17 protein-coding genes and 1 pseudogene are annotated in these 23554 nt (G+C 72.1%); 11 read left to right on the top strand and 7 right to left on the bottom strand.

The features are described 5' to 3' along the window. Nucleotides 1-149: 149 nt before the first annotated feature. Nucleotides 150-1016, top strand: coding sequence for a helix-turn-helix transcriptional regulator (locus ACFYO2_RS24040; protein WP_388352521.1), 867 nt, complete (start codon nt 150-152; stop codon nt 1014-1016). 60 nt (nt 1017-1076) lie between these two features. On the opposite strand, the gene ACFYO2_RS24035 is transcribed toward ACFYO2_RS24040, so the two are convergent. Together ACFYO2_RS24035 and ACFYO2_RS24030 are read right to left on the bottom strand one after the other, a co-directional pair. Further along, nucleotides 1077-1652 (bottom strand): phosphatase PAP2 family protein, encoded by a 576-nt coding sequence (locus ACFYO2_RS24035; RefSeq protein WP_388352518.1) that lies wholly within the window; start codon nt 1650-1652, stop codon nt 1077-1079. Continuing rightward, nucleotides 1645-3084, bottom strand: coding sequence for a diacylglycerol/lipid kinase family protein (locus ACFYO2_RS24030; protein ID WP_388352794.1), 1440 nt, complete (start codon nt 3082-3084; stop codon nt 1645-1647). Before ACFYO2_RS24030 ends, ACFYO2_RS24035 begins: the two co-directional genes overlap by 8 nt. Nucleotides 3085-3337: 253 nt before the next feature. Here ACFYO2_RS24030 and ACFYO2_RS24025 point away from each other — a divergent pair, with 253 nt between their 5' ends. Continuing rightward, nucleotides 3338-4453, top strand: a complete 1116-nt coding sequence (locus ACFYO2_RS24025) for a GDSL-type esterase/lipase family protein (protein ID WP_388352515.1) — start codon at nt 3338-3340, stop codon at nt 4451-4453. Nucleotides 4454-4483: 30 nt separating this feature from the next. On the opposite strand, the gene ACFYO2_RS24020 is transcribed toward ACFYO2_RS24025, so the two are convergent. The 4 genes and pseudogenes from ACFYO2_RS24020 to ACFYO2_RS24005 all read right to left on the bottom strand — a co-directional run bounded on the left by ACFYO2_RS24020 (nt 4484) and on the right by ACFYO2_RS24005 (nt 8488). Further along, on the bottom strand, nt 4484-5140 hold the full coding sequence (locus tag ACFYO2_RS24020) for a YceI family protein (protein WP_388352511.1): 657 nt from the start codon (nt 5138-5140) through the stop codon (nt 4484-4486). A gap of 218 nt (nt 5141-5358) precedes the next feature. After that, nucleotides 5359-5903: pseudogene (locus ACFYO2_RS24015) on the bottom strand (cation acetate symporter); the annotation flags it as partial. Between the two features lie 387 nt (nt 5904-6290). Continuing rightward, nucleotides 6291-7643, bottom strand: a complete 1353-nt coding sequence (locus ACFYO2_RS24010; protein WP_388352508.1) for a trehalase family glycosidase — start codon at nt 7641-7643, stop codon at nt 6291-6293. Next, nucleotides 7640-8488 (bottom strand): sugar phosphate isomerase/epimerase family protein, encoded by an 849-nt coding sequence (locus ACFYO2_RS24005; protein ID WP_388352506.1) that lies wholly within the window; start codon nt 8486-8488, stop codon nt 7640-7642. Before ACFYO2_RS24005 ends, ACFYO2_RS24010 begins: the two co-directional genes overlap by 4 nt. A 126-nt stretch (nt 8489-8614) precedes the next feature. On the opposite strand from ACFYO2_RS24005, the gene ACFYO2_RS24000 reads away from it, so the two are divergent. Continuing rightward, the gene (locus ACFYO2_RS24000; protein ID WP_388352504.1) at nt 8615-8926 is read left to right on the top strand and encodes a hypothetical protein; all 312 of its coding nucleotides are present in this window, start codon (nt 8615-8617) and stop codon (nt 8924-8926) included. Beyond that, entirely contained in the window at nt 8911-10125 is a 1215-nt protein-coding gene (locus tag ACFYO2_RS23995; protein WP_388352502.1) for an ROK family protein, read from the top strand. The genes ACFYO2_RS24000 and ACFYO2_RS23995 overlap by 16 nt, the downstream gene beginning before the upstream one ends. A gap of 30 nt (nt 10126-10155) precedes the next feature. Here ACFYO2_RS23995 and ACFYO2_RS23990 read toward each other — a convergent pair whose 3' ends face one another. After that, on the bottom strand, nt 10156-11694 hold the full coding sequence (locus ACFYO2_RS23990) for an MFS transporter (RefSeq protein ID WP_388352500.1): 1539 nt from the start codon (nt 11692-11694) through the stop codon (nt 10156-10158). Between the two features lie 244 nt (nt 11695-11938). On the opposite strand from ACFYO2_RS23990, the gene ACFYO2_RS23985 reads away from it, so the two are divergent. The 7 genes from ACFYO2_RS23985 to ACFYO2_RS23955 all read left to right on the top strand — a co-directional run bounded on the left by ACFYO2_RS23985 (nt 11939) and on the right by ACFYO2_RS23955 (nt 23551). Continuing rightward, complete coding sequence (locus ACFYO2_RS23985) at nt 11939-12730, top strand: carbonic anhydrase (protein WP_388352498.1); 792 nt, start codon at nt 11939-11941, stop codon at nt 12728-12730. Between the two features lie 237 nt (nt 12731-12967). Continuing rightward, nucleotides 12968-14203: a TolB family protein gene (locus ACFYO2_RS23980; RefSeq protein ID WP_388352496.1), complete on the top strand. Its 1236-nt coding sequence runs from the start codon at nt 12968-12970 to the stop codon at nt 14201-14203. A 326-nt stretch (nt 14204-14529) separates the two neighbouring features. Continuing rightward, nucleotides 14530-15033: a hypothetical protein gene (locus tag ACFYO2_RS23975; protein ID WP_388352494.1), complete on the top strand. Its 504-nt coding sequence runs from the start codon at nt 14530-14532 to the stop codon at nt 15031-15033. A gap of 150 nt (nt 15034-15183) precedes the next feature. Next, entirely contained in the window at nt 15184-15852 is a 669-nt protein-coding gene (locus tag ACFYO2_RS23970; protein ID WP_388352492.1) for a class F sortase, read from the top strand. Nucleotides 15853-16142: 290 nt separating this feature from the next. Then, nucleotides 16143-17714: an acyl-CoA carboxylase subunit beta gene (locus ACFYO2_RS23965; RefSeq protein WP_388352790.1), complete on the top strand. Its 1572-nt coding sequence runs from the start codon at nt 16143-16145 to the stop codon at nt 17712-17714. 69 nt (nt 17715-17783) lie between these two features. Continuing rightward, entirely contained in the window at nt 17784-19541 is a 1758-nt protein-coding gene (locus ACFYO2_RS23960) for a fatty acyl-AMP ligase (protein ID WP_388352490.1), read from the top strand. Next, nucleotides 19538-23551: an acyltransferase domain-containing protein gene (locus ACFYO2_RS23955; protein WP_388352488.1), complete on the top strand. Its 4014-nt coding sequence runs from the start codon at nt 19538-19540 to the stop codon at nt 23549-23551. Before ACFYO2_RS23960 ends, ACFYO2_RS23955 begins: the two co-directional genes overlap by 4 nt. Nucleotides 23552-23554: the final 3 nt, after the last annotated feature.

Below are 23554 nucleotides of genomic sequence, written 5' to 3'. Positions count from 1 at the left end.
GGAAGGCTCCCTCACTGGTTGGCCGATGGCGCCCGGCCCGGGCGCGGTTCCACGTTCGCCGCAGGTGCCGACGCCAACCAGTGCCGTCCCCGTCACTAGGACCGGCAGTACCCAGGCTGATGTTCTCGCCGGGCGGCGAGAATGAGCCCATGGCTTCCTCCCACTCCGACTTCGCCGCGCTCCTGCGCGCCTGGCGCGACCGCCTGTCCCCCACCGACGCGGGCTTCACCGTGACGGACGGCCGTCGTGCCCCGGGACTGCGCCGCGAGGAGCTGGCGCAGCTGGCCGGGCTGTCCGTCGACTACGTCCTGCGCCTGGAACAGGGACGCGCGAAGAACCCCTCGGCCCAGGTCGTCGGTGCCCTCGCCCGCGCCCTTCAGCTCTCCCGCGCCGAGCGCGACCAGTTGTACCGAAGCGCCGGGCTCCTGCCGCCGCAGGACGGGACGGTCAGCACCCACGTGCCCGCCGGGATCCAACGGCTCGCCGCGCGCCTGGACGACGTACCCATCGGGGTGTTCGCCGCCGACTGGACCCTGGTGTGGTGGAACACCACGTGGAGCGCCCTGCACGGCGACGCCGCCGTCGTCCCGACCGCCGAACGCAACCTCGCCCGCGCGCTCTTCGGCAACGGCCTCGCACACGCCGCCATGCTCCCCGTCCGGTCCGAGCGCGGACAGGACGCCTTCGAGGCGTCGATCGTCGCCGACCTCAAGGACGCCGTGTCCCGCTATCCCGGGGACGCCCAGCTGAGTGGTCTCGTGCGGGAACTGCGGAGCGCGTCCGAGGTCTTCGCCCGGCACTGGGCCACCCGGACGGCCGCCGTCCAGCACACGACCGACCGCAAGACGATCCTGCATCCCGAGGTCGGCGACATCCTCCTCGACTGCGATGTCCTCATCGTCCCCGGCGCGGACCTGCGCATGGTCACCTACACGGCGGCGACCGGAAGCGGCGACGCGGGGAAACTGGACCTCCTGCGCGTCATGCACGGCCGTACCGCCCCCGCCGTCCCCTGAAGGCGACCGCCCGGCCGAGCTTGTCGTCCACGCACACCAAGAAGCGAGACGCGGTCCTGCTCAGTTGTCCCAGCCGGCGGCCGCGAGGACCGCGGCAGCCGCACCTGTACCCAGTACGGCGCCGGCGATGACGTCGCCCGGGTAGTGCACACCGGTGTGGATCCGTGAGTAGCCGACCGCGCAGGCCAGCAGGCCGAGCGGAACCGTGGCGGCCGGGAACGCGGGTCCCACGGCCGCGGCGAAGGCGACGGCCGAGGCCGTGTGGCCGGAGGGGAAGGACGCGGACGCCGGCATGGGCACGTGCCGTCCGGGAAACGGCGAGTCCTCGGCGCGGTGGGGTCGTGGGCGTCGTACCAGACGCTTGCCGAGCAGGTTGGCGGTCGTCGAGGCGACGCCGACGGCGGCGACGCCGAGGGCGGCGGCGCGGCGGGCGCGACCGGGGCGCAGTGCCAGGAACCCGGCGACCACGAAGGAGATCTTGGAGTGGTCCGCCGCCGCGGACAGCCGCCGCAGGGCGGAGTCCAACGTGGGCGTCCTGGTGACCGTCACGGCCTCGTAGAGCGCCTGGTCGAGGGCGGCGAGATCACGTACCAGGCCTCGCTGGGCCCGGTCTTCCGGCAGCGGACGGTCAAGCATCGCTCTGCTCCTGGTTCTCGCGGGACGTACTCTGGCGGGACGGATTCTTGCCCGACTGGCTCTGGCCCGACCGGCTCTTGCGGAACGGAAGGGGGTTGTCGCCGAGCGCGAGGCGGACCACGCGCCGCCAGTCGACGGACGGAGCGACGTACGAGGCGCCGGGACGATGTCTGGGAACGCGTACGCGCAGTGCGCCGGGACGCACCGTGCACACCACGGGAGGGGGCAGGGTGAGCGCTTCACCGTCGACGGCCACCGGGATGAACTCCTCGTCCGCCTCGACGACCACCCGACGCGACGTCAGCGCCGTGATGCTGCTGGCGCGTTCGCCGCGCAACGCCAGTTCGGCGGCCTGCGCCGCGCCCTCCACCCGGATCGCGATCACACCGAGCGTGCCCCCGTCGAGCCGCGGTCTGCGCCCGCCGCCGAGGGGATCGGCCCGTGCGTAGGGGTTGTTGCTCACCAGCAAGGTCTGCGGGGCGTGCACGCGGGCGTCGTCGGTCCGGACGTCCAGGGACGTGCCGGCCTCGCCGACCAGCAGGCCCGGCAGCTGGTCGAGTGCGGTGGCCGCCTTGGCGTCCCGGTAGGCGGGGCTTTGCACAATCTGCGCGTACGCACCGAACGAGACCGTGTTGACGAACGGCCGCCCGGCCACGTCGCCCAGGTCGATGCGGAGTTCCACGCCGTCCGAGAGGGCGTCAAGGCCGCTCGCCGGACGGTCGCGGTCCAGGCCCAGGTCCATGGCGAGGTGGTTGCGGGTCCCGGCTGCCAGGACCATGAACGGCAGGCCGTACTCGGCCGCCACTCCCGCCACCAGGGCCTGTGTGCCGTCACCGCCCGCCACGCCGAGCAGGTCCGCGCCCTCGGCCACGGCCCGTCGAGCCAGCGCCACCGGATCCGGGGCCGCGTCGAGGTCGAGCAGTATCACCCGGGCGCCCAGCGCCTCGGCCCGCTCCACCAGCCCGTGCTGGGAGACCTTCCCGCCCCCGGACCGCGGGTTCATGATCAGTACCGGGCGGCGGGGCGGCCTGGCCGAACGGGAGCGTACGCCGTGCGGCTTGCGCAGGCGGCGCAGCGCGCTCCTGGCGCAGGCCAGCGCCGCCGCCCACGAGCCGAGCGCGGTCACCGCGGCCGGCCACAGGCCCGATACGGCGTACAGGGTCAGGACGCCGACGGGCGCGGCCAGCGCCAGCAGGGCGCCGAGCAGGCGCGCCACTCCCCGGCGCGCCAGGGCCCACCAGATGCCCGCGCCGGCCAGGGCGAGTCCGGCCAGGCCGAGCAGCAGGATCAGCCACTGGCCGGCGCCGGCGACGACCGCGGCGACGGCACCGGCGACGCACAGCAGGGCGAGTCGCGCGAGGGCGCGCGCCGATCCTTCGTCTCTGTCGGAGCCGTCCGGGTCCGCCTCGCTCGGGGGTCGGTTCGCGTTCATGGTGCGGCGGGCGGCGCCCGGGGTGCCGGTGTTCCGCGTGCACGGTGTCATCGGTCTCCCTGCGTGCTCGGGGGCCCTGCCCTGCCTCTCCCTCCATGGTCAGGTCGGAGGGCCAACGATCTCATGAGGTCGCCGACCGTAGGGATCCCGGTTTACGCCAGGGGTTGACGGAGGCGCCTGTGACGGTCACCTTCAATGACATCCCTGATGGGAGCGCTCCCATCACTCGTTCCACCCGTCCGAGGAGGTCCACATGCACACACCTGGTCGGTTATCGAGGAGAACGTTGCTCACAGCAACTGCTGCGGGGCTGGTCGCCGCGGTCGCCTCTCCGTCGCAGGCAGCCGGCACTCGGACCCGGTACCACACGGTGGGCCGGGTCAAGAGCGACGCCCAGGGGTGGGTGCGGTACACCTGGCCCGGTATCTACTTCGAGGGGCGGTTCCGCGGCAGTGGCGTCGGCATCATGCTCGACGACTCCGACAACGACTACGACGTCCAGATCGACGGAACCACCCTCGCGACCCTGGTGACTCCGGGCCGGACGGTCTCCTGGGTCGACGGTCTCTCCGACACCGAGCACGGTGTGCGGCTCGTCAAACGCACCGAAAGCCCGTGGGCAGCGGGCCGGTTCGGCGGATTCGTCGCCGCTCCGGGAGGCGCGATCCTCCCCGGGCCTCGGGCGCGGAGCCGGCAGATCGAGTTCATCGGCGACTCCTTCACCGCCGGCTACGGCAATGTCTCCGGCACGCGCGACTGTTCGGGCAACGGAGGGGTGAACCGGAACAGCGACGCCGATCTCGCCTTCGGTGCCCTCACGGCCCGACGCCTCGGTGCCGACTACCAGATCAACGCCTTCTCCGGCCGCGGAATGGTCCGTAACTACAACGGCAGCAGCCCCGAGGCCGATTTCCGCACTTACTACGATCGGGCCCTGCTGAATGTCGACGGCGACATCTGGCGGAATCCCGGCAGCTGGCGACCGCAGGTGGTCGTGGTCGGTCTGGGCATCAACGACTTCTCCACGCCGCTCAATCCGGGCGAGCGATGGAAGACGGAGGACGAGCTGGTCGCGGCCTACGAGACCGCCTATCAGGGCTTCCTCGACAAACTGCGCGCCCGGTACGGCCCGAAGGCGTTCATCGTGGTCAGCGCCACCCGCGTCGACACCACCTCGGCGTTCTCCCTGACCACTTTGCGTATCGTCCAGGAACGCAATCGGCAGGGCGACGACCGGGTGCGCCACTGGTACTACGACGCCCCGGGCCTGGACTACCTCGGCTGCGACTGGCACCCCTCCCTCAACGACCACCGGATCATCTCCGGCCTGCTCGACGACTTCCTCGCCGGTCTCCCACTGCGCTGGTAGCCGGACGGAGGTCCGGGGTCCCGAGGCCGGTCAGCCGACGGGCGGAGTGCGAATCGCGGCGATGTCGAATTGGAGCCGCACCTTCTCACTCACCATGGCGCCGCCTTCGGCGAGTCTGGTGCTGTAGGTCAGGCCCCAGTCGGAGCGGTCGATGGTGGTGGTGCCGTCGAAGCCGACTCGGTCGTATCCGAAGGGATCGGTGACGTGTCCTATGTAGGTGAGTTCCAGGACGACGGAGCAGGTGGTGTTCTTGATGGTGAGGTCGCCGGTCATGCGGTAGACGTCGGCGCTTGCGAGTTCCACCGCGGTGCTGGTGAAACGCATGCGCGGGTAGGCCCTGGCGTCCAGGAAGTCGCGGCCCACCAGGTGGGCGTCGCGTTGTTCCACACCGGTGTCGACGCTGGCGGTGTTGATGACGATTTCCGCCTGCGAGCGGGATGGGTCGCGACCGTCGAAGTACAGGCGGCTCTGGAATTCGGTGAAGGCTCCTCGCACCGTGGTCACCATGGCATGCCGCACGGAGAAGCCGATTCTGCTGTGGGCGGGGTCGATGACCCATTCCCCGGTCAAGGGCTCCAGTGCGGGATCAGGGAGGACTGCGGTGGCGGTCGGTGACGTGGTGGAGGGCTGTGGAACGGTGGGGGGTTCCGGGCGGCGGAACGGGGTGGCCCGGCTGAACAGATTCATGATTCACCTGAGTACTGCACATGAGTTGTTGTCGCAAGTCCCTATCGAGCGCCTGGGCCTCCCGGAGCCGCACCACACAACCTGTGCACCTCCTCCGCATGGCCGACGAACGAAAACTCCACATGTTCGCCATCCGGCTTCAAAGGAACGGGGGAATGGACCGACCGGTAGACGGCCCACTCCGGTACGACTTCTCGGCGCAGACGTCCCGAATACCTTTAGTCGACTCCGACGAGGGTGTGGACCTCGAAGTCGTCGTAGGTCTCCGGCGTTTCGGGCCGGCTCAGTACGGAGCCGAGCCAGCCCAGGAGGAAGCCGGCCGGGATGGAGACGAGGCCGGGGTTCTGGAGCGGGAACCAGGCGAAGTCGGCGGATGGGTAGAGCGAGGAGGGGGTGGAGGAGACGACGGGTGAGAGACGACGAGCAGGGCGCCCTGTCCGGTGAAGCGCCGCCAGGCCAACTCCTCCGTCTCCTTCGCCCTGCCCTTGCGGATCACCTCGCCGTAGAGGTCGTGGGCGAGGGAGGAGGCCGCGGCCAGGGTGAGGCCCGCCGCGACCGCCAGGAGGATGACGAAGGCCAGGCAGGACAGGAGGGCGGTGAGGACACCGCCGCCCAGGTCGTGCGCCAGCAGCAGGACCGCCGCGTCTCCCTTGCGGTCGGTCCGCGCGAGGTGACCGCTCAGGGGGCTGTTCATCAGCCCGGGGGCGAAGCTGGAGAGCAGAACGTACAGGAGGAATCCGCCGACGGCGACGGCCGTCGACCTCGCGGCGAATCTGCGGTGGGCGCGGCGGAGGGACTGATAAGCGGGATCGTGGGACACCGATCGTAGTTCTGCACGCTCGGGAGTCGACAAAATGCACCTTCATGCTCTGCGCGGACCGTGTGGGGGGCTCGTGAATCCGAAATTCGCGTGATTCGAATTTCCGCTGGACCGAGGGCCGTGTTCGACGACCGGCCGATACGTCGGTGGGTGACGACGTTGCCGGGAGGGGATTGTCGCAGCGCGCCCGTTGAACTATCAACCGGCGGGACTATTCGATTTCCGAGCCTGACTCATTCGGACGCCTCGGCTACGCCCCGAGTGCCGGACAGCCTGCGGAAAAGGCGCGGTCCGGAATAGGTCTGCACCTTTTCTTCCGGTCAGGTTGTCTCAAATGCAGTGCACACCTTGGGTGCACAGCAGGTCGAGGGTGAGGGCCGCTGTCCAGGAGAAGCGGCGGGCGCCGCGGGCATCGCCGGTGGTGGGATCGACGTACTCGGCGAAGTCGGAGCGGCCAGCCTCCGCGAGGAAACCCTGCCGCAGGCGTTCGGCCTCCGCCGTCAGGCCGTGGGTGCGCAGGCCGCGTTGGATCAGCCAGGCGGTGTTGAACCAGGCGGGCCCGCGCCAGTAGCGGTGGGGGTCGAAGGCGGGGCCGGTGACGTCGTAGCTGGGGATCAGCTGCGTGGCGGGGGCGTTGAAGTGGGGGCCGTCGAGTGTCTCGTGCAGACGCTTGACGATGTCCCTCGAAAGGTGCGGTACGGCGAGCGGGACGAGGCCGGTGACGCTGCGTTCGTCGACGAGGGTGTCGGTGGCGAGGTCGCGGACGCGGAAGAGGCCGGACGTGTCGTCCCACAGGCGGGTGAAGAGCCGTCGGGTGAGCTCGGTGGCGCGTGCCGTGTGCGGTGCGCCGGGCCTGCCGAGCTCGCCGGCCATGTCGGCGAGCGCCGACTCGCTGACGATCAGCAGGGCGTTGAAGCAGGGGTCCTCCACCGCGAAGCGGTGCCGCGCCGTGTGGTCGTCGTACTCGGCGTCGCGGTAGTCGGCCGCCAGCCGGACGTAGCGGCCGTAGTCCAGGTCGGTGGGACGGTCGGCGGGGTTGCCGTGGTTGAGGTCGGCGCGGTGGTAGGCGTCGGGCGCGGCGGGGTCGACGCGTTGCAGGGGTCCGTCCCAGCAGGGGCTGTTGTCCATGCCGGGCTCCCACGGGTGGACGACGGCTGCCAGTCCCCCGCCGCCGAGGTCGCGGCGGGTGAGCAGGTAGTCGTGCCAGGCGACGAGCCGTGGGTAGACGCGGGCCAGGAAGCCCCGGCGGCGGGATTCCGCGGGGTCGGCGCGGTGGACGAGCAAGGCCGCCAGGGCGTGCACGGGGGGCTGGACGATGCCGGAGGTCTCCGGGGTCGACGGTGCGCCCGCCGTCCGGCCGGCGCGGGAGGACTGCCAGAACTCCGGGCTGGGGAAGTACGCGTCGTGCGGCAGGGCCGGGTTGAACACGATGTGCGGCAGGCGTCCGTCGGCCCACTGCCCGGCGAGCAGGGATTCGAGTTCCCGCTGGGCGCGGCGGGCCGACAGGTGGCGCAGGCCGATGGCGATGAAGGCGGAGTCCCAGCTCCACTGGTGGGGGTAGAGGGTGCGGGAGGGGACGGTGGAGGTGCCGGTCCAGTTGTCGAGCAGGACCCGCGCCGCACCGCGTCGCAGTGTCAGGGCCGCGGACGCGGTGGGCGCGGGCCGGTCCAGGAGGTCCCTCACGCGCCGGACCTCTGCAGGAAGGCGGGGATGGAGCGGACGGCCTCGATGGGGTCGCCGGTGAGGCGGCACTCGGCGACGAGGTGGCCGTCGTAGCCGATGGTGTGCAGGGCGCTGAGCCAGGCGGGCCAGTCGAGGTGTCCGGCGCCGGGCTGGAGGCGGTTGGAGTCGGAGACCTGGGCGTGGCCGATCAGGTCGGCGTGGGCGAGGATCGCGGCGACGGGGTCGCTCTCCTCGATGTTCATGTGGTAGCTGTCGATGCCGATCCGCACGGAGTCGATGCCGGTGGCGCGGATCAGGTCGGCGGCTTGGTCGAGCCGGTTGACCATGTGGTCCTCGTACCGGTTGAGGGGCTCCAGGAAGAGGGTGACGCCCTCCGCCCGTGCGTGCTCGCCGAGTTCGGTCAGGCCGGCCAGCAGGACCTCGCGGTCCTCCTGCTCGGTGCGTGGGGGTTCGAAGGGCGGCAGGCGGCGCGAGAACATGCCGTAGGCGGCCGGGGTCTGCACGCCGAGGCCGCCGAGCTCCGCGATCACGGTGAGCTGGGCCTTCAACTGGGCGATGGCGTCGCGGCGTTGGGCCTCCTCGAAGGCGCCGAAGAAGTGCGGCATGTCGACGCACACCGTCGGCATGACCACGCCGTCCCTGCGGGCCTGGCGCAGTTCGTCGAGGCGCGCGGAGAAGTGGAAGTCGCCCCTGGCGCGCAGTTCGATGGCCTCGTAGCCGGACTGCTGGGCGATGTCCCACTTGGCCTGCAGGGTGTCCCCGGGAAGGAGTTGTTCCTGAACGGCGGTCCTGAGGGTGCCTCTCGGGCTCGGTCGTGGGTCGGCGGGCTGGACAGCGCATTCCACGGATGGCTCCGGAGGGGGTGCGAGTGTCGGTTGAGTCGACAATAACCCCCACTTATGTCTTGTCAACACGCAAAACTGATGCTGAGATGCGTGCTGACCCGACGTAAGTCGATGCGAGGACACGCCATGCGCGCCAAGAGCCGCCGGTCGAGGGTGTTCTCGGCGGGCACCACGGCAGCCCTGGGGTTCGGGCCGCTGACGGGCCGCTCCAGCGGCACCGGGCCGGGGAGACAGGACGGGGAGATCACGGTCTCGTCCCAGGAGAGCCCTCCGTACCGGGTCGCGGCGACCCAGAAGATCGTCGACGGGTCCGAACACGAGACCGGGATCAAGGTACGTCTCGTCGGCGTCGCCGGGCCCGGTTGCCGCACTCATCATGTCGGCGGCGGCCACCGGCACGCTCCCCGAACAAGAGCTGAGCGATGGGGGCACTCATGACGACGCCGAGCCAGGTCAGCGCGGGAGACGTGCTCCAACTCATCCGCGACGGCCGCGCCAACACCCGCGCCGATCTGCAACGCGCCACGGGGCTGTCGCGGTCGACCGTCGGACAGCGCCTGGACCTTCTCAACCGGGCCGGCTGGCTGCGCCACACCAGCGGCGCCTCGACCGGCGGCCGCCCGTCCCACCGGATCGTCTTCGACCCCTCGCACGCCTCGGTCATCGCCGTCGACCTCGAGACCCGGCACGCCCGTGCCGCCGTCCTCGACCTCGCCGGCACCATCCTCGCCGAGCACACCGGACCCCTGCACATCACCGACGGCCCGGACGAGGTGCTGGACCGACTGGCCCGCTGGTTCCCGGACCTGATCGCCGCGGCCAGCATCGACGCCGCCCACGTCTGCGGCATCGGGCTGTCGGTGCCGGGCCCCGTCGACCGGGAGACGGGACGGGTCGTCGAGCCGCCGATCATGCCGGGCTGGGACCGGCACCCCATCCGGGAACGCCTGCAGAAGGCGTACGCCGATCATGTGGGCGCCAGTGCGGAGGACGGCCCCGTCTCCGTCCTCGTGGACAACGACGCCAACCTCATGGCGCTGGCCGAGCACCAGGCAGGCCACCGCGACTGCTCGGCCTTCGTCCTGGTGAAGGTGTCCACCGGCATCGGCGCCGGTGTCGTCGTGGGCAACAAGGTCTACCGCGGCGTCGACGGCGGCTCCGGCGACATAGGCCACATCCGGCTGCACGACCGGCCCGACGCCCTGTGCATGTGCGGTTCCCACGGCTGTCTGGCCGCCGTGGCCAGTGGCCGGGCTCTGGCCAGACAGCTGTCCGCCCTGGGCGTCGCCACCGCCTCGGGGTCCGACGTACGACGGCTGCTCGCGGAGGGCCACCCCGACGCCATCCGGCTGGCCCGCGAGGCCGGGCGCCGCGCGGGCGAGGTCCTGGTCACCGTGGTCACCCTCCTCAATCCCGGAGTCCTGATGCTCGCCGGGGACCTGTCCGGCGCCCCGTTCATGACCGGCGTCCGCGAACTGCTCTACCAGCGCGCGATTCCCCGTACGACCGCCAACCTGCAGGTGGTCACCTCACGGCTCGGCGACCACGCCGGTGTCATCGGAGCCGGGGCGATGGTCGTCGAGTTCCAGTACTCGTCCGCCCGGGCCGATGCCCGCCTCCACCGCGTCGCGCACTGACCGGCGCCCGGAGCGGGCGCAGCCGCGCCGTCAGCGGACGCCGGTGTGATGGCGTTCCACGCGGTACAGGTCCGTGGAGGTGCTGATGAGTTCCCGCTGCTCCTCCCGCGAACCGACCATCGGCTGCGAGCCGTTGAGCGGTACCTGTGCGCTCTCCGGCAGGAACCTCACCGTGACCAGGCCGATGGCACCGGCCAGCATCAGGTAGTACGCGGGCATCATGTCGCTGCCGGTGACACCGATCAGCGCCTCCGTCACCAGCGGCGTGGTGCCGCCGAAGGCGGCGACGGCGAAGTTGAAGCCGATGCCCATGGCCGCGTAGCGGACGGCGGTCGGGAACAGGGCGGGCAGGGTGGCGGCGCTCGGAGCGGCGAAGCAGGCCAGCAGGGTGGACAGGAGCAGTACGCCCAGGATCGGTGCCCAGGTTCCGTCCGCCTTGATGAGGAGGAAGGACGGGACGGCGAGGACGATCATCGCGGCGGCGGCGACGGCGTAGACGGGCCGCCGGCCCACACGGTCGCTGAGCCGGCCGATGAAGGTGATCAGCAGCACGATCCACACCATGCCGATCAGTACCAGGACGTCGGCGGAGCCGCTGGAGCGGTGCAGCGTCTCCGTCTGATACGTGGGCAGGAAGCCGGTGACCATGTAGTTGGTGACGTTGTAGAGCAACACGAGGCCCATGCACACCAGCAGCGGCCGCCAGTGGTCCGTCACGATGGTGCGCAGCTCGCTTCCCGCCGACTCCTGGGCGAGGTTCTTCTCATGTTCGTCCAACTGCTGCTGGAACGCCGGGGACTCCTCCAGCTTGAGCCGCATGTACAGGCCGATGACGCCGAGCGGCCCGGCGATCAGGAACGGGACACGCCAGCCCCACGAGAGCATCTCGGCATCGGTGAGCAGCAGGTTCAGCAGGGTGACCAGGGCCGAGCCGAGGGCGTAGCCGGTGAAGGTGCCGGAGTCGAGCCAGCTGGAGAGGAAGCCGCGGCGGCGGTCCGGGGAGTACTCGGCGACGAAGGTGGTCGCGCCGCCGTATTCGCCGCCGGTGGAGAAGCCCTGGACCATGCGGGCGAGCAGCAGTAGGCCCGGGGCCGCGATGCCGATGGTGCCGTAATCGGGGATCAGGCCGATGGCGAAGGTGCCGGCCGCCATCATGATCATGGTGGTGGCGAGCACCTTCTGCCTGCCGACACGGTCGCCCAGCGGGCCGAAGACGAGTCCGCCGAGGGGCCGTACGACGAACGCCGCGGCGAAGGTCGCGAAGGACGAGATCACCTGGGCGGCCGGTGAGGCGCCCGGGAAGAACACCTTCCCGAGGGTGGCGGCGAGGTAGCTGTAGACGCCGAAGTCGAACCATTCCATGCAGTTGCCGAGCGCCGAGGCACCAACCGCGCGCCGCAGCAGCGGCGGTTCGACGACCTGGACGTCCTCTTCCCGGAAGGCACGCCTGTTCCGGCGGAGCCTTCGGGTCAGTTCCTCCCGGACCTGTCGTGGCAGGTCCGCGACGGATTTCGGGATGTTTCCCCTGCTCGGCGGATTGGACTGCCCCTCGGGCCGTGCCTTGACCACGCTGCCGCCTTTCTCCCGACATCACCTGTACCGCGCCGATCGTCCGGCGCACGTCACAGCTGCTGCCCGAGTTCGCGCCCGGCACACGGGAAACGCCCGTCCCGATGACCGGCCGTCCGGCGGGTCAAGGCAAGCGCCGGTTAGACCCAAGAAGAGACCAACAACCGCTGATGACTTCACCGCGCCGGGCGATGGTTGGGTAACGCGAAGGATCAACCTCCGACTCGGACATACGTTCCTGTCCGTGAAGACCGAAGACACCCCCCTCAGACTCTCCGGCCTGCAGTCGGCCGCCTCCGCCCGCACCCGCTTCGCCGCGGCCCGCCCCGCCCGGCGCGGCTTCCTGCGCGCCGGGCTGACCGGGGCCGCGGCCCTCGGCGCCGGCCTCACCCTCGGCGCGGCCCCCGCCCCCGCCTCCGCCTCCGCCGCGAGCGCGGGCACCAGCCGTCGTCCCGGCACCCCCGACGAAGCCCTGCGGGAACTGGCCGCGGGCAACCTGCGCTGGCGCACCTACCGGGAGCGGCACCCGGACGAGACGCCCGCCGTCCGGCAGAGTCTGACGTCGGGTCAGCAGCCTTTCGCCGTCGTGCTCGGGTGCGTCGACTCCCGGGTACCGCCGGAGCTCGTCTTCGACCAGGGCCTCGGTGATCTGCTCACCGTGCGCACCGCCGGGGAAGTCCTGGACGAGGCCGTACTCGGCAGCGTCGCGTTCGGCGTCCTCGAACTTCACATTCCGCTGGTCCTGGTGCTGGGCCACCAGTCGTGCGGTGCCGTGAAGGCCGCCGTCCAGGCGGACGCCTCCGGCGAGGAACTGCCCGCCCACATCAGGTATCTGGCCGACCAGATAGCACCGAACATCGACCGCACCAAGGAAGGCGACGCCCGCGTCGACTCCACCATCGACGCCAACATCCGGGCCGTCCGCGCGCGGCTCGCCGCCGAGCCGGATCTCGCCGCGAAGGTGAACGCCGGCCAACTCGCCGTCGTCGGCGCCCGCTACGAGCTGACCAACCAGCGCGTCCACCTCATCGCCTGACTGTCCCCACGTCGGCGCGCGGGCCTCGGGTCCGCGCGCCTTCATCGCCCTCCTTTCCCGGCGGCGCCAACGGGTCCTGCACAGCGGCGAATTGGTCCCATCCTGTACGGACGCATTGACCCTTGGCAGGCGGCGCGCTTTCATCGCGTGAGTCCTCGTGAGTCCTCTGCGCAGGGCCGGGGGCGCGGGGTACAGGGGGCGGCTGTGGCCGCCCCCGGCCGAAGGGGGAGCCACCTGATGAGACCTTCCTTACGCATGACCATGACCGCCGTAGTGGCGGTCGCCCTCACTTGTCTCGCCCGGCCCGCGGGGGCGGCGAGCAGCGACGACGTCCCGCGCACCGAACGGATCAGCGTGGCCCCCGACGGCACCGGCGGCAACAGTCATTCGGTGGAACCGGTGGTCAGCGCGGACGGACGCGTCGTGGCCTTCCAGTCGTCGGCGACCAACCTGGTGCCCGGCACAGACGTGCGCAACAGCATCTTCTACCGGACGGCTCCCGGCGCACCGCTGCAGCGTGTGGTGGTGCCGGGCGAGACGACGTCGACGCCTCAGCTGTCCGAGTCGGGGCGCTACCTGACCTTCAACTCGTTCTCGGCCACGACCGGGACGTCCTCCGTGCACGTCATGGACCTGCGCACCGGGCACATCGAACGCCTGGCACCCGCGATGGACGAGGGCTACCACGTGTCGTACGGCGTCGCCCCGATCAGTGCGAGCGGACGTCACGTCGCCTTCGTCGCCCGGCCCACCGTCGACGAGAACGGCGCGTTCGCCTGCCGGGTCATGCTCCTGGACCGCCGGACGCAGCACGTTCAGCGGGTCAGCCGGCCCTCGGACGGCTCGAAGAACTTCCACCAGTGCCAGCAGATCTCGATGAGCGCCGACGGCCGCAAGGTCGCCTATCAGGAGGGCTACTCCGGGCCGGCCGAGAACGACCAGGGCGACATCCTGGTGTACGACCGGGTGACCGGGCAGACCGTGCAGGCCGACGCCACCCATGACGGTGCGCCCGCCGACAGGTCGGCGGTCGCTCCGGTGCTGAGCGCCGACGGCTCCAAGGTCGGTTTCAACTCGGTGGCCACCAACCTGGTCCCGGGCGCCGATCCCAACGGGAACACCAGCACGGCGTGGAACGCCTTCGTCCGTGATCTGCGCACCGGCACGCTCCAGCGGTACGACGGGCACTCCCCCACCGATCTCACCCTGGTGTCGGACCTGTCGGTGCACGGCTCGAAGCTGCTCCTGAACACGGCGGACGCGGACCGCAGGACACTGGGGCTGATCCTGCGCGATCTGCGCACCGGCCGCGAGGAGCTGCTGTCACCGGGTCAGGACGGCGCGCCCGTCACCGTGGGCCGGGCGGCACTGAGCGCGGACGAGTCGACGGTCGTCTTCGACTCCTACTACCCCGGCCTGGTGCCCGACGACACGAACCTGATCGGGGATGTGTTCGTCCGCACCTTGCGCTGAGCCGCCGGGCGCTGCGGTGCCGTGAGGCTGCGCACCGGGGCGGGGTGGTCACGGCTTCGGATCCGGTGGGGTGGGCGGTTCCGCGATGCCGACGAAGTTCCCGGCCGTGGGCCGGACGCGGACCGTCCGCCCCAGGGCCGTGAGCTCGTCCGTGAGTAAGCGATCCTGAAGTGAGGTCGACAGGGATGCGCGTGCCGCCTCCGTTCGCCCGAGTGAGCCTCTGGAGTGGTGGGATCCCGGAGGCTGGCTGACGGTGATCACGTCGAGGCCGGGTCAGATCAGCTGACGAAGTGGCAGCTGTCCCGGCCGAGGCGGAAGGAATGCAGATGCGCAACACACGCATGCTCCTGGCCGCGGCGGCGGCCGCGGCCGTCGTCGGCATCGCCGCACCCGGCGCTCTTGCGGCCGACGGTGACTGGGGTCACGAGAAGTCCTCGGACGGTCACGAGAGCTCTTCCCACAGCAAGGACCACGGAAAGCACGACAAGCCGCACGGCGGTATGCACACCGGTGGCGGCGCGCTCACCGTCGCGAACGACGTGGAGTGGGGCACCGCGCCCGACCCCAAGCACGACCCGGAGACGTACCGGAACGACAACGACGCTGCGGACGTGTTCAAGAACACGAAGTACGACCCGGAGACCTACAAGGACTCGAGCGGCGGCGGTTACTCGAAGGGTGACCACGGCAAGCCCCACGGCGGGATGCACACCGGAGGCGGCGCGCTTGCCTCGCCGGGTGTGACCGCCGGCGGGCTGGCCGTCCTGGCGGTCGCCGGCACCGGCCTGTACGCGGCGCGCCGCAACAGGTCGGCCGGAAACCTGGCCTGACCCGTGCCGGACGCGATAGCGGCCGAGGCCGCCACTCGCGCGCCGGGTGGCGGCCCGGCCGGCGTTTCCCCGTGCCCCGTTTCCCGTTCCCTGTTCCCCGTTCCCATTCCCCGTTCCCTGTGCTGCCGTGACCGAGTGAGGTGGTGTGCGATGGCAGCCCCCTCTCCCTCCCCCGACGACACCCGGCCGGAACCGGCCGGTCAGACGTCCCCGTCGAGCGGGCTGACGCTGTGTGCCGTGGCCGTTGTGATGCTGGCCCTGAGCCTGATCGGCGGCCATGGCGCGCCCGACGACACCGCGCGCTGGCCGCATGCCGCGCAGGCGGATGCGGCGGCGGGGACCGCCGGTCAGCAGGTGGGAGAGCAACTCCCGCGGTCGAAGCCGCTGCGCCTGATCATCCCGGAGATCTTCGTCGACGCCCCCTTCACGGCCCTCGCCATCGACCCCACGGGCCGGCTCGAAGCCCCGCCCGGCGACGACGTCAACCTCGTCGGCTGGTACGCCGACGGAGCCTCTCCCGGCGAGTCGGGTACGGCGATCATCGCCGGGCACGTCGACACCGCGACGTCTCCGGCCGTCTTCGCCGGGCTCGGTGAACTCGAGAAGGGGGACACGTTCCGCGTCACGCGGGCGGACCGGCGTACGGCGACCTTCGTGGTCGACAGCGCGGAGAGCTTCGACAAGGACGACTTTCCCGACCGGCGGGTGTACGGCGACACTCCGCGGGCCGAGGTCCGGCTCATCACCTGTGCGGGTGACTACGACCGCAGGGTCAAGGACTACACGGAGAACCTGGTCGTCTTCGCCCACCTGATCTGACCGGCCGTCACGGCGGCTGTCACCCTGACATGTATCAGGTACCGCGCGGCGCTCAGGCCTCCTAGGGTCCGAAGGCGGGTCGCGGACGGGGTAAACCGGTCGGCGGCCGCACTTCAGGACATCGCCGTGTCCTGGCCGAGACGGGCTGGTACTGACGCCGTACGACGGGCCGCTTGTCACGCACGGACTAACCGGCGTCCCGCGGCACTCACCTCAGGCAAACGCACCGCCGATCCACCCGGTCCTCCCCCCGCCCGCTGCCATATTCGAAGGCGACTTCGGAGGTGGCTGTGACGACAGAGGTGACGACACCCGAGGCGGCTCAGGCGGCGTGCTTACCCGACCGCACCGTCGACCGGGTCGCCGAACTGGAACGCCGCCGAGCGGCGGCGGTGGCGCCGGGCGGGCCGAGAAGGCGCGGGGAGTTCGGGGCCCGGGAGCGGATCGACCGGCTGCTGGATGCGGGGTCGTTCACCGAGACGGGGCAGTTCGTCCGGGCCCGGTCCACCGAGGGCGCGGGGCGTCGGCCGTACGGTGACGGGGTCGTCACCGGGTACGGCACGGTCGACGGGCGGCCGGTGTGCGTGTTCGCCCAGGACTCCACGGTCTTCGGCGGCAGCATGGGCGAGGCCTTCGGGGAGAAGACCGTCGCCCTGATGGACCTCGCCCTGAAGACCGGCTGTCCGGTCGTCGGGCTCAACGACTCCGGCGGCGCCCGCATCCAGGAGGGCGTCGCCTCCCTCGCTCTCTACGCCGAGCTGGTGCGCCGCAACGTGCAGGCGTCCGGGGTGATCCCGCAGATCTCGGTGGTGCTGGGGCCGTGTGCGGGCGGGGCCGCCTATTCGCCGGCCATCACGGACTTCACGGTGATGGTGGACGGTGCCTCGCACATGTTCGTCACCGGGCCCGACGTCATCGAGGCCGTGACCGGCGAGCGCACCACCGCCGAGGACCTGGGCGGCGCGCGTGCCAGCAACGCCGTCAACGGCAACGCCCACTTCCTCGCCGCCGACGAGGGCGAGGCCCTGGAGACCGTACGGGAACTGCTGTCGTTCCTGCCCGCCAACAATCTCGAACGGCCCCCGGACTACGCCCCGGGATCCGCGCCCGCCGCGGACCGGCTCGACGAGATCGTCCCCGACCGGCTCGGGCAGGTCTACGACATGCGCGACATCCTGCGGGCCGTCGTGGACGACGGTGAGCTCCTCGACGTGCAGGAGCTGTTCGCGCCGAACATCATCTGTGCGCTGGCGCGGGTCGAGGGGCATTCGGTCGGGGTCGTCGCCAACCAGCCGCTGCATTCGGCCGGTGTGCTCGACATCGACGCCTCGGAGAAGGCCGCGCGGTTCGTGCGGTTCTGCGACGCGTTCGGCATCCCGCTGCTGACCTTCGCCGACGTGCCGGGCTATCTGTCCGGCGTGCGGCAGGAGCGGGGCGGGATCATCCGGCGGGGCGCCAAGCTGTTGTACGCCTACGCCGAGGCGACCGTTCCCAAGGTGACCGTGGTCGTGCGCAAGGCCTACGGCGGCGGATACGCGGTCATGGGCTCGAAGCACCTGGGCGCCGACGTCAACCTCGCCTGGCCCACCGCCCGGATCGCCGTCATGGGCGCGGAGGGCGCGGTGGGGGTGCTGCACCGGCGTGAACTCGCCGCCGCGGACGACCCCGAGGCGCTGCGCGCCCGTCTCGTCGCCACGTACGAGAGCACCTACGGCACCCCCTATCTCGCCGCCGAACGCGGCTACGTCGACGCCGTGATCGCGCCGCGCGAGACCCGCGCCCAGGTCTGCCGCGCCCTGCGCGCGCTGCGGGGCAAGCGGGCACCCATGCCGCAGCGGCGGCACGGCAACATCCCGCTCTGAGCCAGCCCCTTCCCCGTGCAACGCCTCCGCCCCGCAAGACGTTTCCGCGACGTGAGGAGCCACCCCTTGATGGACAGCCGCCCCCCGCTCACGCCGGCCTGCCGGACCCTGCCCGAGTACGTGCGGCACTGGGCCGAGGTCGCCCCCGACCGCCGGGCGTTCACCTTCGTCGATCACCCCGCCCCGCACTCGCGCGGCGTGCACCGCACCCTGACCTGGCGGCGCCTGGACCAGCGGGTACAGGCGCTCGCCGCCCGGCTCACCGAGGAGGCCGACCCAGGCGCGCGGGTAGCGCTGCTGTGCCCGCAGGGCGTCGAGTACGTCACCGGGTTCCTGGCGGCGCTGACAGCCGGGATGGTCGCCGTACCGCTGTATCCGCCCGGTCTGCCGGGACACGCCGACCGGCTCGCGGGCGTCCTGGCCGACGCGTCCCCCGCGGTCGTCGTGACCACCGCTCGCGAGGCGGAGGCGGTACGGGAGTTCTGCGCGCGCGACTTTGCGCGCGTCGTCATCGCCGACCAGGTCGCCGACGCCGCCGCCCAGCACTGGCGGCCGGTCGCCGTCGACGAGCAGGCCGTCGCCTATCTGCAGTACACCTCCGGGTCGACGCGCGCGCCGGCGGGCGTGGAGATCACGCACGGCAACGTCGTCGCCAACGCCCGCCAGGCGCTGACCGCCTACGGCGCCGCCGCGCATCCGGTGACCTGTGTCGGCTGGCTGCCGCTGTATCACGACATGGGGCTGGTGCTGAGTGTGGCCGCCCCCGTCGTACGGGGACTGCTGTCGGTGCTCATGGATCCGGCCGCGTTCCTGCACCAGCCGGTGCGCTGGCTGCGGCTGCTCGCCGCGCATCCGCGGGCGCTCACCGCCGCGCCCAACTTCGCCTACGACTACTGCGCGTCCGCCGTCACGGCCGAGCAGAAGGCGGATCTGCGGCTGGACGGTGTCGCCGCGCTGATCAACGGGAGCGAGCCGGTGCGCCCCGGCACCGCCGACCGGTTCCACGCCGCCTTCGCCGAGCTGGGCCTCCCGCCGGACAGTCACTGTCCCTCGTACGGGCTCGCCGAGGCGACGGTCTTCGTCAGCGCCGCCCGGCCCGGTGAGCCGCTCAGGCGGTTCGCCCTCGACCGGGACGCCCTGGCCGCCGGGAAGGCCCTGCCCGCCCGGCCGGACGATCCCCGGGCCGTGCTGCTGGCGGGCTGCGGTACACCGGCGGGACAGCGGGTGCGGATCGCCGACCCCGCGACGGGTGTCGTCCTGTCGGAGGGCGAGGTGGGTGAGATCCGGGTGCAGGGGCCCAACATCGGCCGCGGCTACCGGAACCGGGCCTCGGAGACCCGGGACGTCTTCGGCGGTGAGTTGGCCGATCCCGAGGCCGGTGGCCGCTGGTTGCGTACCGGCGATCTGGGGACCGTGCTGGACGGCCAGCTGGTCGTGACCGGGCGGTTGAAGGACCTCATCGTCGTCGACGGGCGCAACCACTACCCGCAGGACGTCGAGGCGACGGCCCAGGAAGCGCATCCGGCGGTGCGCCGCGACCGGCTCGCCGCGTTCTCCGTGCCCGGCTCGGGAGGTGAGCGGGTCGTGGTCGTGGCCGAGCACACGCGCGGCGCCGGCCTCGACACGATCGACGTACCGGAGCTGGTGCGTGCGGTGCGCTCGGCGGTCTCCATGCGGCACGGGCTGCGGCCGGCGGATGTGGTGCTGGTGGCTCCGGGGACCGTGCCACGCACGTCGAGCGGGAAGGTGTCGCGGGCGCTCACCCGCAGGCGCTATCTCGAAGGTGCTTACGGGCGGCCCGTCGGGGCGCCGGGAGGCGTGGGATGACGGCCGTCGACGAGGCGGCGCTGCGCCGGCTGATCGCCGAGCGGGTGGCCGTGTGGAACGACATGGCTCCGGAGAACGTCCCGATGGACCGGCCGCTCGCGGACCTCGGCATGTCCTCGCGGGACGCGGTCGTCCTGGCCGGGGAGCTCTCGCACCTGCTCGGTCGCGAACTGCCCGCCACGCTGCTGTGGGAGACGCCGACCGGCGAGGCGCTGGTGGCCCGGCTGTGCGGCGGGACCGAGGAGGTCGTTTCTCTTCCGGTGGCTTTCAACGGGTCTCCAGGTGAACCTGTCGCCGTCATCGGGGTCGGTTGCCGGCTGCCCGGCGGGGTGCACGGGCCGGACGACTACTGGCGGCTGCTGTGCGAGGGCGTCGACGCGATCCGCCGAGTGCCCGAGGACCGGTGGCGCGACTTCACCGCGTTCCCGCCCGCCGACGCGCCCTCGTACGGCGGCTATCTCGACGACGTCGCCGGGTTCGACGCGGACTTCTTCCATGTCACCCCGCGCGAGGCGGCGGTGATGGACCCGCAGCAGCGGATCCTGCTGGAGGTCGTCCACGAGGCGCTCGACCACGCCGCCGTCCCGGCCGCGTCCCTGGCGGGTACCGCCACCGGCGTCTTCGTCGGCATCTCCGCGCCGGAGTACGGGCAGCTCACCGGGGCCGACCCGGCCGCCGTCGATCCGTGGGCGCCGGCCGGTGCGGCCCTGAGTGTCGCCGCGGGGCGGCTGGCGTACGTCCTGGACACGCACGGGCCGAGCCTGGCCGTGGACACGGCCTGTTCGTCCTCGCTGGTCGCCCTGCACCAGGCCTGCGTCAGCCTGCGGACCGGCGAGAGCGACACGGCGATCGCCGCCGGGGTCAACCTGCTGCTCTCCCCCACCGTGGGTGTCGCCTTCGGGCGGGCGGGGGCGCTGGCGCCGGACGGGCGGTGCAAGCCGTTCTCGGCGGCGGCCGACGGGATCGGCCGTGGTGAGGGATGCGCGGCCGTGCTGTTGAAGCGGCTGTCCGACGCCGAGCGGGACGGTGACCGGGTGCTGGCGGTCGTCCGTGCCACCGCCGTCAACTCCGACGGCCGCTCGGGCGGCCTGATGGCGCCCAACCCCGCCGCCCAGCAGGCCGTGCTCAGGAGCGCGTACGCCCGGGCCGGGCTCGATCCGGCGTGCGTCGACTACGTCGAGGCGCACGGCACCGGCACCCCGCTCGGCGACCCGATCGAGGCAGGCGCGCTCGATGCCGTGCTCGGCGCCGGCCGCGACCCCGACCAGCCGCTGCTGCTCGGCTCCGTCAAGAGCAACCTCGGCCACCTGGAGTCCGCCGCGGGTATCGCCGGCCTGGTCAAGACGGTCCTCGCCCTCCATCACGACCGCATCCCGTCGTCCCTGCACTGCGCGGACGGCGGCGCCCTGGGCGACGTACCCCTGCGGGTGGTGACCGAGCCCGAGCCGTGGCCCCGCTACGCCGGCACGGCCACCGCCGGGGTCTCCGGGTTCGGGTTCAGCGGCACCAACGCCCACGCCGTACTGGAGGAATGGCGGCCGGAAGCCCTGCTGCCCGAGGCGGGTGAGGAGCCCGCCGCCCGTCTGTACGCGCTCTCCGACGTCGACACCGAGCGCCTCCGCGACACGGCGGCCCGGCTCGCCGACTGGCTCCGCACGGGCGAGGGGAGCACCGCCCGTCTCGCCGACGTGGCGCACACGCTCGCCGGGCGCACCGGTCGGGGGCCCGTACGGGCTGCCGTCACCGCCCGCGACCGGGGCGAACTCGCGGACGCGCTGGGCGCGTTGGCGGCTCGGCGCCCCGATGCCCGGGTGGTCACGGGCGAGCGCGGCCCGGTCGGACGCGGGCCGGTGTGGGTCTTCTCCGGGTACGGCAGCCAGTGGGCCGGCATGGGCCGGCGGCTGCTGGAGGAGGAGCCCGCGTTCGCGGCCGCCGTGGAGAAGCTCGATCCCCAGTTGGCTCCGGAGTGCGGCCTGTCCCTGTACGACCGGCTGGCGTCCGGCGACGGACTCGACCGCCTGGAGGTCGCACAGCCCGTCCTCTTCGGGCTCCAGGTGGCACTCGCCGAGCTGTGGCGTTCCCACGGCGTCGAACCCGCCGCCGTGATCGGTCACTCCATGGGCGAAGTCGCCGCCGCCGTGTGCGCGGGCGCCCTGGACGTGCCTGACGCGGCCCGCGTGATCGCCGTACGAGCCCGGCTGCTGAGCCGGCTGAGCGGGGGCGCGATGGCCGTCGTGGACGTCGACGACGATGAACTGGACGCCCTGTTACGGGAGTTGCCCGCAGTCCAGGTCGCCGTGCACTCCTCGCCGCGTCAGAAGGTCGTCACCGGGGACGAGTCGCAGGTGTCCCGTCTCGTACGTCTGCTGGAGCGGGAGGGCCGGGCGGCGCGGGCCATGCGGGTGGTGGGCGCCGGACATTCGCCGCAGGTGGACGCGCTGCTGCCGGAACTGACCCAGGCGTTGGCCGGGATTCAGGGACGGGCGCCGCGTGTGCCCGGGTACTCCACCGTGCTGGACGACCCGCGCGGGAACTGCGCGTTCGACGCGGCGCACTGGGCGGCCAACCTGCGGCGGCCCGTGCGCCTGGACCGGGCGCTCGCGGCGGCCGGCGCCGACGGACACACCGCCTTCGTGGAGATCTCGCCGCATCCGGTCCTGACGCGGGCCGTCGCCGACACCGTGCCCGACGCCCTCGCCGTCGGCACCCTGCGCCGCGACGCGGACGGCTCGGCCGGGTTCGTACGGCAACTCGGGGCCCTGTACGCCGCGGGGCTGCCGCTGCCCCGGCCGCCCGGCCGGGTCATCGACCTGCCCGCACCGCGCTGGCGGCATGTCCGGCACTGGTGGACGGACGGCGCCCGTGACCGCGGGAAGCAGCCTGCGCAGGCGCCCGTCGCGACCACTCGGAGCGCGTCCGCCTCCGTTCACAGCGAACCCACCTCCGTGCTGGCCCGGCTCAGCCACCACGTCGCCGCCGTCACCGGCCACCCCGCGGCCCGGATCACGCCGGACGCCGCGTGGGCGGATCTCGGGCTGGACTCGCTGATGGCCGTCCGCATCCGTACCGCAGTGGAGCGCGAGTTCGGGATCGAGCTGCCGCTGCGTGACCTGCTCGGCACCGCGACCGTCGAGGAAGCGGCCGGGCGTGTCCGGCGCGCGGTGGGCGGGAGCTCGCCCGTGAGGGTGCTGCGGGACGCCGGTTCCGGGTCCCCGCTCTTCCTCGTGCATGCCGCCGGCGGGCCGACCGACGTCTACCGGACGCTGGCCGAACGCCTCGGGAACGACCGGCCGGTGTACGGCCTGGAGCGGGTGGAAGAGGCGCGCACGGTGACGGAGAAGGCCCGCCGCTATGCGCAGGCCATCTCCACCGCCCACCCCGACGGGCCCTGTCTGCTGGGCGGTTGGTCGTTCGGCGGGTTCGTCGCGCAGGAGACCGCCCGGCAACTCACCGCCGCCGCGCGGGACGTGGACCTGGTGGTGCTCATCGACTCCGTACGGCCCCTCCCCCGGCCCGGGCCCACCCCGGCCGACCGGATCCGCTCCCACCTCGAGGGCTTCGCCCGGCACGTCGCCGAGACCTACGGCGCCCGGCTGGAGTTGCCCTACGACGAGCTCGTGGCGACGGACGACGACGGGGACCGTATCGACGCCGTGCTGCGGGTGCTGCGCGAGGCCGTCGAGGTGCCGGCGGCGGCGCTGGAGCATCAGCGGGCCTCCTACCTGGACCTGAGGGTCGGCGAGGCGCACCGACCGGGCGCTTACGACGGCCGGGTGGTGCTGTATCGGGCCACCGAGCCCGCCCCGCACACCGTGCGCGACCCGGCGTACGAACGGGACGACCAGGCGCTGGGCTGGGACGAGGTGTGCTCGCGCCTGGAGGTCGTCCCCGTGACCGGACACCATCTGTCGCTGCTCGATCCGCCGCACGTCGAGGAGATCGCCGTACATCTGCGGCGGCTGCTCGGCGAGCGGGCGCACGCCGCCAAGGGAGCCGGGCGCAGCCACTGAACC

Source organism: Streptomyces sp. NPDC006602, from assembly GCF_042870385.1.
In the GTDB taxonomy this organism is placed as follows: domain Bacteria; phylum Actinomycetota; class Actinomycetes; order Streptomycetales; family Streptomycetaceae; genus Streptomyces.
Note: the sequence above shows the minus strand (reverse complement) of the source record. Positions and strands in the feature narration are given on the sequence as shown.

What these genes read in the sequence shown, in the direction of transcription:
- ACFYO2_RS23975 (WP_388352494.1), top strand. Translation starts at nt 14,530, where the DNA reads ATGCGCAACACACGCATGCTCCTGGCCGCGGCGGCGGCCGCGGCCGTC.
- ACFYO2_RS23960 (WP_388352490.1), top strand. Translation starts at nt 17,784, where the DNA reads ATGGACAGCCGCCCCCCGCTCACGCCGGCCTGCCGGACCCTGCCCGAG.
- ACFYO2_RS24040 (WP_388352521.1), top strand. Translation starts at nt 150, where the DNA reads ATGGCTTCCTCCCACTCCGACTTCGCCGCGCTCCTGCGCGCCTGGCGC.
- ACFYO2_RS23980 (WP_388352496.1), top strand. Translation starts at nt 12,968, where the DNA reads ATGAGACCTTCCTTACGCATGACCATGACCGCCGTAGTGGCGGTCGCC.
- ACFYO2_RS23995 (WP_388352502.1), top strand. Translation starts at nt 8,911, where the DNA reads ATGGGGGCACTCATGACGACGCCGAGCCAGGTCAGCGCGGGAGACGTG.
- ACFYO2_RS24025 (WP_388352515.1), top strand. Translation starts at nt 3,338, where the DNA reads ATGCACACACCTGGTCGGTTATCGAGGAGAACGTTGCTCACAGCAACT.
- ACFYO2_RS24035 (WP_388352518.1), bottom strand. Translation starts at nt 1,652, where the DNA reads ATGCTTGACCGTCCGCTGCCGGAAGACCGGGCCCAGCGAGGCCTGGTA.
- ACFYO2_RS24020 (WP_388352511.1), bottom strand. Translation starts at nt 5,140, where the DNA reads ATGAATCTGTTCAGCCGGGCCACCCCGTTCCGCCGCCCGGAACCCCCC.
- ACFYO2_RS24030 (WP_388352794.1), bottom strand. Translation starts at nt 3,084, where the DNA reads ATGAACGCGAACCGACCCCCGAGCGAGGCGGACCCGGACGGCTCCGAC.
- ACFYO2_RS24000 (WP_388352504.1), top strand. Translation starts at nt 8,615, where the DNA reads ATGCGCGCCAAGAGCCGCCGGTCGAGGGTGTTCTCGGCGGGCACCACG.
- ACFYO2_RS23970 (WP_388352492.1), top strand. Translation starts at nt 15,184, where the DNA reads ATGGCAGCCCCCTCTCCCTCCCCCGACGACACCCGGCCGGAACCGGCC.
- ACFYO2_RS23955 (WP_388352488.1), top strand. Translation starts at nt 19,538, where the DNA reads ATGACGGCCGTCGACGAGGCGGCGCTGCGCCGGCTGATCGCCGAGCGG.